Raw genomic sequence first — 9,013 nt, 5'->3', positions numbered from 1 at the left:
GCGCATGGGCGCGCCCGAGTCCATTGCCCGCGCCGGTCACGATAGCGACGCGTCCGTCAAACCTGATTGTCATATGTCGACTTCCCGGATTGTTTCTGCCTGTCGTGCCCGGGCTCGACCCGCCTGCGGGGCCGAAGCCCCTTCGGCGAGGCGAAGGCCCGCGCATCCATCAAAAGAAAATGAGTCAGCCGCTTTTCAGCAGTGATGGATTGCCGGGTCAAGCCCGCAATGACGGCATTGAGGGCCGGCGCGCAGCAGTTGGGAGCTCGAGCACTCACCCGAAATAGATCAGCCCGATCCAGTCGGCGACCAGAGCGGGCTTGTCCTCGCCCTCGATCTCGACCGTGACATTGGTGCGCGACTGCAGTTCTTTCGGCTTGCGCAGTTTCGCCTCGGCAAGCATGAAGCGGCCGCGGACCCGCGAGCCGGCGCGAACCGGGGAGATGAAGCGCAATTTGTCGAACCCGTAGTTGACGCCCATCGTGGTGCCTTCGATGACCGGCATCACCTCATAGGACATGATGCTCATCAGGGACATCGTCAGGAATCCGTGCGCCACCGTGCTGCCGAACGCGGTCTCGCGCCTGGCGCGCGCGGGGTCGACATGAATGAACTGATGATCCTCGATCACGTCGGCATAGAGGTTGATGCGGTTCTGATCGACCAGATGCCATGACGACACGCCGACCTCACGGCCGACCATGGCCTGGTAGTCGCCCAGCGAGATCGGCGGCTTCTTCCAGACGTCATTCATCGCACTATTGCTCCGATCCGGCCGTGCGCAGCTTCTGCAGCTCCGGGAAATCCTCCTCGCGGAATTCCTGCCCGCGCAGCGCATCGCTGCGGTTGTCGTCGTGCTCCAGCCGGCGCAATTGCACCCGGCGGATTTTTCCCGAGATCGTCTTGGGCAATTCGGTCACCAATTCGATCCGTCGGATCCGCTTGAAGGGCGCAAGCCGCGTGTGCAGGTGCCTGAAGATCGACAGCGCGGTGTCGGGCGAGCATTCGACGCCTCCGACCAGCAGCACATAGGCCTTGGGGATCGCGAGCCGGATCGGATCAGGGCTCGGCACTACGGCGGCTTCCGCGACTGCTTCATGCTCGAGCAGCACGCTCTCCAGTTCGAACGGGCTGATCCGGTAGTCGGATGATTTGAAGACGTCGTCGGAACGGCCGACGAAGGTGAGGTAGCCTTCGTCATCGGCGAACACGACGTCGCCGCTGCGATAGAGCGCGCCGTCCGCCCCGCTCAATTGGCCGTCTTCGTCCTGATAGCCCTGCATCAGGCCCGCCGGCCGGTCGGCGCCAAGCAGCAGCGTCACCTCGCCCTCTTTCGCGACGTGGCCATCGATATCGGTGATCTGCACGTGGTAGCCGGGCAGCGGGCGGCCCATCGAGCCGACCTTGACCTTCTGCCCCGGCGAGTTGCCGGCAAGTGCGGTGGTTTCGGTCTGCCCGTAGCCGTCGCGGATGGTCAGTCCCCAGGCTGCACGGACCTGGTCGATCACTTCGGGATTGAGCGGTTCGCCCGCCCCGCAGACCTCGCGCAGGCTGACCTCGACGTCCGCCAGCTTCTCCTGGATGAACAGCCGCCACACCGTCGGCGGCGCACACAGCGTGGTGACACCGCAGCGGCCGATCGTCGCGAGCAGCCCCTTGGCATCGAAGCGCGGCTGATTGACCACGAACACGGTGGCACCGGCGTTCCAGGGCGCAAACAGGCAGCTCCAGGCGTGCTTGGCCCAGCCCGGCGAGGAAATGTTCAGATGGATGTCGCCAGGCTGCAGCCCGAGCCAGTACATGGTCGACAATGCGCCAACCGGATAGCTGCGCTGGCTATGGCGGACGAGTTTCGGTTTCGCCGTGGTGCCCGATGTGAAATAGAGCAGCATCGGCTCGTCAGCGCTGGTCGGTCCGTCCGGCGTGAACGTCTCGGGGCAATTGACCACCTCCTCGAAGGCAATCCATCCATCCTGCGGGGCGCCTGCCTCGACCACGATGCGGATCAGTCTGTCCGCGCCCAGCCTGTCAAATTTCGCGACCTGGTCCTGCGTCGCCACCACCGCTTTCGCGTGGCCCCGATCGAGGCGATCCTTCAATTCATCCGGCGTCAACAGCGTGGTCGCCGGGATCACGACGATGCCGAGCTTCATCGCCGCCAGCATGGTCTCCCACAGCGGCACCACATTGCCGAGCAGCAGCAGGAGATGATCGCCACGCTTCAAGCCCTGCGTCCGCAGGAAATTGGCCACCTGGTTGGAACGGCGCGACAATGTGGCGAAGGAGAGTCTTGTGTCCCTGCCGTTGCCGGTGTCGACGATCCACAGCGCGGCGCGATCGCGGCTCGCCAGATTGCCGGCGAGTTCCGCGTCGAACCAGTCGAGCGCCCAGTTGAACGGCGCCGGATCCGGCCAGCGGAAGCCTTTTATCGCCGCATCGTAGTCGCTGCGATGCTCGAGCAGAAAGGCGCGTGCTTCCTGGAATGTGGTCATCGCTCTGTCCCCCGACTGTGGCCCTGGTTATTTTGCTGCGAGATGGCGCACGTGCTGAATGATCCCTGAGAAATCCACATCGCCGGAGCCTTCGGAAGCGAACGCCTGATAGATCTCCTGTGCGTGCTTGCCGAGCGGCGTGGCCGCGCCCGCGGCCTTGGCGGCGTCCTGCGCCAGCGAGAGGTCTTTCACCATCAGCGCCGAGGCGAAACCGGGTTTGTAGTCGTTGTTGGCCGGGGAGGTCGGCACCGGGCCCGGCACCGGACAATAGGAGGTCAGCGCCCAGCATTGCCCCGAGGAGGTCGAGGCGACGTCGAACAGCGCCTGATGCGACAGCCCGAGTTTTTCGGCGAGCGAAAAGGCCTCGCTGACCGCGATCATCGATATCCCCAGAATCATGTTGTTGCAGATCTTGGCCGCCTGCCCCGCGCCGCCGCCGCCGCAATGCACGATCTTCCTGCCCATCTTCTCCAGCACCGGCTTTGCCGCCGCGAACGCCTCTTCCTCGCCGCCGCACATGAACGTCAGCGTCGCGCCCCGGGCGCCGCCGGTGCCGCCGGACACCGGCGCGTCGATGGAGGCAACACCGTGCCTTGCGGCGAACTCATGCGCCTGCTTGGCGCTTTCGACATCGATGGTCGAGCAATCGATGATCAAAGTGCCGTTGCCCATGGCGGGGACGATGTCGGTCCAGACCGACAGCACATGCCTGCCGGCCGGCAGCATGGTGATAACCACTTCGGCGCCCTTGACGGAGGCGACTGCGCTCTCGGCGATCGCCGCGCCATCACTTTCCGCCTGATTGCGCGAGGCCGCCACGAGATCAAAAGCGACCACCTTGTGGCCGGCCTTGACCAGATTGGCCGCCATCGGGACGCCCATGTTGCCGAGGCCGATGAATGCGATCGTTGCCATCCTTATTCCTCCGCTTGCCGCACGTTTCTATTCCGCCAATCGGCTTTGTTTGGCTCTGCTTTTTGGCGCCATTTTATTGGTCGAAGACCAGTTCGTCGGCGCCGATCTCCGCGAAATAAGGCGCCAGCATCTCCGGCGTCACGTCTTCGATCCGCGGAGGCGACCATGTCGGGTTGCGGTCCTTGTCGATGACCGCAGCACGGACGCCCTCGCGGAAATCGTCGCTGGCGAACACTTCGAGCGCGGCACGATACTCCCGCACCAGACATTGTTCCAGTGACGCCGCAGAGCGCGCCATCCGCAGCAGCTTCAGCGTCACCACCATGCCGCGCGGCGATTTCTCGGCCAAGGTCTTGAGCGTCGCCTGCGCCAGTTCCGAACCGTCGCGCCGCAGCGCCGCAACGATATCTTCCATCCGGTCATGGGCAAACCAGGCATCGATCTGCGGCTCGATCGCGGCCACCGGGCCCGATGTTTCGCCGGTCGCAAACCCGGCGATCACCGCCTGTATCTCGCTGGACAACGTCCCAGGCCGGATCCGGGTCAGAACCTCGCGCAAGGCGCCGAGCTGCGCCGACGGCACAACCGCGTCGGCAAACCCGGCATGGATCGCATCGGGCCCGTTCATGGTCTGACCGGTCAGTCCGAAATAGCTGCCGATCTCGCCCGGCGCATGCGACAACAGCCAGGTGCCGCCCACGTCCGGAAAGAAGCCGAGACCGACCTCGGGCATCGCCAGTCTGGTGCGCTCGGTGACGACGCGATGCCGGCCATGCGCCGACAGCCCGACGCCGCCGCCCATCACGATGCCGTCCATGAACGCGACATAGGGCTTGACGAATTTGGCGATGCGGGCATTGAGAACGTACTCTTCCCGCCACAAGACCTTGCCGAGGTCGCCTTTGACCTTCGCGCTTTCATAGAGCGCGCGGATATCGCCGCCGGCGCACAGACCACGCTCGCCGGCGCCTTCGAGCACGATCAAGGCGACGGCCGGATCGGCCTCGAAGGCATCGAGCGCGGTCTCGATCTCGCGAAACATCTCGAGCGTCACGGCATTGATGGCCTTCGGCCGGTTCAGCCGGATGATGCCGGCGGAACCTTCGCGCCGTGCGATCAGGTCGGGCTCGGGAAGCGGCGCGTTCATCGCGCGCCCTCGATCAGCTTGCGCGCCACGATCAGCCGCATGATCTCGTTGGTGCCTTCGAGGATCTGGTGCACGCGCAGATCGCGCACGATCTTCTCGATGCCGTATTCGCTGAGATAGCCGTAGCCGCCATGGAGTTGCAGCGCCTGATTGGCGACCTCGAACCCGACATCGGTGCCAAATCGCTTGGCCATCGCGCACAGCATCGTCGCGTCGGGATCCTTGCGGTCGAGTGCCGCGGCGGCCCGCCAGACGAAGGTGCGGGCGGCCTCCAGTTCGATCGCCATGTCGGCGATGCGAAACTGCAGCGCCTGGAATTCATCGAGGCGTTTGCCGAAGGCCTTGCGGTCCCTCATATAGGAAAGCGCCTTGTCCAGCGCGCTCTGCGCGCCGCCGAGCGAGCAGGCCGCGATATTGATGCGGCCGCCGTCGAGCCCGGCCATCGCGATCTTGAAGCCGATGCCCTCCTCGCCGAGCAGATTGGCGATCGGGACCCGGGCATTCTCGAAGATCACGGCGCGGGTCGGCTGTGCATTCCAGCCCATCTTGCGTTCGTTGGCGCCGAGCGAAAGTCCCGGCGTATCGCCCTCGACCACCAGGGTCGAGATGCCGCCAGGCCCCTCGTCACCGGTCCTGACCATCACGACATAGAGATCGCCAGCCCCGGCACCGGAAATGAACTGCTTCTGGCCGTTCAGCACATAATGATCACCATCGCGCACCGCGCGGGTGCGCAGCGCCGCCGCGTCCGATCCCGAGCCCGGCTCGGTCAGGCAGTAGCTTGCCAGTAGCTCCATGGTACAGAGTCCTGGCAGCCACCTCTCGCGTTGCGCCTCACTGCCATAGGCATCGATCATCCACGACGCCATATTGTGGATCGAGATGAAGGCCGACACGGTCGGACAACCCTGGGCCAGCGCCTCGAAGATCAGCGCGGCATCGAATCGTGTCAGCGCCGATCCGCCGACATCGTCCCTGATATAGATGCCGCCGATGCCGAGTTTTGCCGCCTCGCGCATCACGTCGACCGGAAAATGCTTCTGCTCGTCCCAGCGGATCGCATGCGGCGCTATCTTCTCCGCGGCGAACTCCCGCGCCATGTCGCGAACCGCAATCTGGTCCTCGTTGAGAGCGAACTGATTCATTCAGACCGCCAGTCGGAGAGCAGTATCACGTGGCGGGCAAGGTCGGTGCCCGTGACCTTCGCTGTAAACCTGCGGTCGGCCGTGACGAGCTGGCCATCAATGGTTCGCGCCGCTTCGACATAGATCAGATCATAGATCGGATGCCGAAGGGCACAGGCATTTTCGAATGCACGTTCGATCAACTCGTCGATATCCATGAGTTCGGGTAGAAAGCGTGGTAGCGCATCTAGATGGGTCTTCGCCTCGTCAAGGGTAAGCATTCCCTGAATAGTCTTGCGAACAAGCGCATTGCCGACTTCGGTCATGATCAGGCGCGGGGCGACGATGTCCTTTGCAGTGCCGGAAAGCTCTTTCGCCACGTCGGACATGTCTTCAAGCACCAGCCATTTGATCGCCACGCTTGCGTCGACGACCAACGTCTTCACATCAAGCCTTCCCTGATTTCATCCAGCGTCAGGGAAGGTTGAATAACCCGGCACCGCGAGTGGAAATAGCGCGACACCGCGACGCGTTCTTCGGGCGTGAACTTCCCTTTACGCGCCAGGACCAACTCGACTTCCTGATCGAAGCTGCGTCCATTGCCGCGCGCCCGGCGCTCGAATGCCGCTTCCAGTTCGTCCATGCGGCTCGGTATCTCCGCCTGTGCCATCGCGCTTCTCCGCGGATCTATCCGCCCAACGCTACCTCAGTTCATCGTCGGAATCGAGAATTCCGCGCCTTCCTTGACGCCGGAGGGCCAGCGCGAGGTGACCGTCTTGGTCTTGGTGTAGAAGCGGATCGAATCGGGACCGTGCTGGTTGAGATCGCCGAAGCCGGATTTCTTCCAGCCGCCGAAGGTGTAGTAGGCGATCGGCACCGGGATCGGCACGTTGATGCCGACCATGCCGACATTGACCTTGGCAGCGAAGTCCCGCGCGGCGTCGCCGTCGCGGGTGAAGATCGCGACACCGTTGCCGTAATCATGGTCCGACGGCAGGGCAAGCGCCTCCTTGTAGTCGTGGGCGCGCACCACCGACAGCACCGGCCCAAAAATCTCTTCCTTGTAGATCCGCATGTCCTTGGTGACGTTGTCGAACAGGCAGCCTCCCATGTAGAAGCCGTTTTCGTAGCCCTGCATCTTGAAGCCGCGACCATCGACCGCCAGTGTCGCGCCTTCCTTGATGCCGATATCGACATAGTTCTTCACGCGCTCGACCGCTTCGCGAGTGACCAGCGGGCCGTAATCGGCCGACGGATCGATCGAGGTGCCGATCTTCAGGCTTTCCACCCGCGGGATCAGCTTTTCCATCAGCCGGTCGGCGGTGGTCTTGCCGACGGGGACCGCGACCGAGACCGCCATGCAGCGCTCGCCGGCCGAGCCATAGCCCGCGCCGATCAGGGCATCGACCGCCTGGTCCATGTCGGCGTCCGGCATCACGATGGCGTGGTTCTTGGCGCCGCCAAAGCACTGGCAGCGCTTGCCGGAAGCGGCCGCGCGCTCATAAATGTATTGCGCGATCGGCGACGAGCCGACGAAGCCGATGGCCTTGATGTCGGGGTCGTCGAGGATGGCGTCGACGGCTTCCTTGTCGCCATTGACGACGTTGAGGATGCCCGCCGGCAGGCCGGCCTCGATCATCAGTTGCGCCAGCATCATCGGCACGCCGGGATCGCGCTCCGACGGTTTCAGGATGAACGCGTTACCGCAGGCGATCGCCGGCGCGAATTTCCACATCGGGATCATCGCCGGGAAATTGAACGGGGTGATGCCGGCGACCACACCGAGCGGCTGGCGCAGCGAATAGATGTCGATGCCGGGTCCGGCGCCTTCGGTATATTCGCCCTTCATCAGATGCGGAATGCCGATGGCGAATTCCACCACTTCGAGCCCGCGCTGGATGTCGCCCTTGGCATCGGGAATGGTCTTGCCGTGCTCGCGCGCCAGACATTCGGCGAGCTTGTCATAGTCGCGCTGGGCGAGTTCGAGGAACTTCATCATGACCCGGGCCCGCCGTTGCGGGTTGGTGGCCGCCCAATCGACCTGCGCCGCCCTGGCATTTTCCACGGCCGCACGTAGTTCCGCTTTCGACGCCAGCGCCACCTTGGCCTGCACCTCGCCGGTCATCGGCTCGAAAACGTCCGCTGTCCGCCCCGACGTCCCCTCGACCTCCCGGCCGCCGATAAAATGACCAATTGAGCGCATGTGTTCCTCCACGAGACAGGGGGTTGCCGATTTTGGCCGGCATCTTGCAGTCTTTCCGGCGTTTGGGAAGGGCGTTCGCGCGCGGCGGTTTTGCGAAAATGCCGGGGTTTCGCCCCCGCCCCCGGACCTACGACCAATGTCGAAGGCGGTTTTCGCGCAACATCGTCACGGCTTCGCGGCCGGCACCGTTCTGCCTGCCGGTTTCCTGCCGATTTTCGTGTCCGTTTTCCCGGTGGCTTTCTTCGCCGCCGCCTTCTCGGCCCCCGGCTTCGCCGCGGCACGACCCAGGACCGCCTCGCGTCCGGCGGCAAGGATCTCATCGGAGAACTCGCCATTACCGGCGATGCGGGCCATCACCAGCGTTCCCATCATGGTGGCGAGCGCCGCAGTCGCCTGCTTGCGCGCCGCCTTGGGCGGCTGGTCGGGAATCTGGTCGGCGATCATGCCGATCATCTCGTCCAGCTTGCCCGCGAAGGCCTTCCGGGTCCTCGGACTTTCGCGGGCCACTTCCGCGCCCAGCGAAGCCACGACGCAGCCATGCCCCGGGTTGTCGCGATGCAGCGCCGTGAGATAGGTGTCCACGATCAGCGCCAGCCGTTTTTCCGGCGGGGTGTCTTCGGCCATCTTGCGCCAATGCTGGCCGGAGCGATCGACCGCATAGGCGAACGCCTCGCTGAGCAGCGCATCACGGGAGTCGAAATGCGCGTAGAAGCCGCCATGGGTGAGCCCGGCCTCCCTCATCAGGTCGGCGACGCCGACGCCATGGGCGCCCCGCTCGCGCAGCCGCACCGAGGCCTTCCGCACGATTCGGGCGTGGGTTTCCTGCTTGTGTTCCCTGGAATAGCGCATCAATCATCCTATGACATGTTTGTGGTCATATAATAACATTTTCTCGAGGAAAAGCCGTCTCTATTTCGTTACCGTGCCGTAAGGTGAGGACGGCCTTGTCCCGCGGCCCTTGACAAGAGGCGCCCCCGGCCGGGAAGTGACTCGCCTCGAGGTCAAGGGAAGCGGCGAGACGATCCATGCACATGCTCAACCCCCATTGTGGCGTCGACCGCGATCAGCGCGGTGTCGTCCGGCTGACGATCTGCAACGGCGGCTCGCTCAATATCCTGGGCTCGGTCGTCAT

At 64.0% G+C, this 9,013-nt stretch carries 9 protein-coding genes; all 9 read right to left on the bottom strand.

Translation table 11 applies throughout. The annotated features are described in order from the left end of the window. Positions 1-274: 274 nt before the first annotated feature. The 9 genes from WCB02_RS19545 to WCB02_RS19505 all read right to left on the bottom strand — a co-directional run bounded on the left by WCB02_RS19545 (position 275) and on the right by WCB02_RS19505 (position 8,730). The gene (locus WCB02_RS19545) at positions 275-754 is read right to left on the bottom strand and encodes a MaoC family dehydratase (protein ID WP_423960559.1); all 480 of its coding nucleotides are present in this window, start codon (positions 752-754) and stop codon (positions 275-277) included. A gap of 4 nt (positions 755-758) precedes the next feature. After that, positions 759-2,492 (bottom strand): AMP-binding protein, encoded by a 1,734-nt coding sequence (locus tag WCB02_RS19540; RefSeq protein ID WP_423960557.1) that lies wholly within the window; start codon positions 2,490-2,492, stop codon positions 759-761. Positions 2,493-2,519: 27 nt separating this feature from the next. After that, positions 2,520-3,407 carry a 3-hydroxyisobutyrate dehydrogenase gene (gene mmsB / locus WCB02_RS19535; protein WP_423960556.1) on the bottom strand — a complete coding sequence of 296 codons (888 nt, stop codon included), beginning with the start codon at positions 3,405-3,407 and terminating at the stop codon, positions 2,520-2,522. A gap of 73 nt (positions 3,408-3,480) precedes the next feature. Continuing rightward, positions 3,481-4,554, bottom strand: coding sequence for an enoyl-CoA hydratase/isomerase family protein (locus tag WCB02_RS19530; protein WP_423960553.1), 1,074 nt, complete (start codon positions 4,552-4,554; stop codon positions 3,481-3,483). Continuing rightward, the gene (locus WCB02_RS19525; RefSeq protein WP_423960551.1) at positions 4,551-5,699 is read right to left on the bottom strand and encodes an isobutyryl-CoA dehydrogenase; all 1,149 of its coding nucleotides are present in this window, start codon (positions 5,697-5,699) and stop codon (positions 4,551-4,553) included. The genes WCB02_RS19530 and WCB02_RS19525 overlap by 4 nt, the downstream gene beginning before the upstream one ends. Continuing rightward, positions 5,696-6,124, bottom strand: coding sequence for a type II toxin-antitoxin system VapC family toxin (locus tag WCB02_RS19520; RefSeq protein ID WP_423960550.1), 429 nt, complete (start codon positions 6,122-6,124; stop codon positions 5,696-5,698). Before WCB02_RS19520 ends, WCB02_RS19525 begins: the two co-directional genes overlap by 4 nt. Beyond that, the gene (locus WCB02_RS19515; RefSeq protein ID WP_423960548.1) at positions 6,121-6,348 is read right to left on the bottom strand and encodes a hypothetical protein; all 228 of its coding nucleotides are present in this window, start codon (positions 6,346-6,348) and stop codon (positions 6,121-6,123) included. The genes WCB02_RS19520 and WCB02_RS19515 overlap by 4 nt, the downstream gene beginning before the upstream one ends. Before the next feature lie 36 nt (positions 6,349-6,384). Then, positions 6,385-7,881 (bottom strand): CoA-acylating methylmalonate-semialdehyde dehydrogenase, encoded by a 1,497-nt coding sequence (locus tag WCB02_RS19510; RefSeq protein ID WP_423960546.1) that lies wholly within the window; start codon positions 7,879-7,881, stop codon positions 6,385-6,387. A gap of 165 nt (positions 7,882-8,046) precedes the next feature. Next, on the bottom strand, positions 8,047-8,730 hold the full coding sequence (locus tag WCB02_RS19505; protein WP_423960544.1) for a TetR/AcrR family transcriptional regulator: 684 nt from the start codon (positions 8,728-8,730) through the stop codon (positions 8,047-8,049). Positions 8,731-9,013: the final 283 nt, after the last annotated feature.

The organism is Bradyrhizobium sp. (assembly GCF_049581145.1).
GTDB lineage: Bacteria > Pseudomonadota > Alphaproteobacteria > Rhizobiales > Xanthobacteraceae > Bradyrhizobium.
The sequence above is the reverse complement of the archived record's forward strand: the minus strand, read 5'-3'. Positions and strand labels throughout refer to the sequence as shown.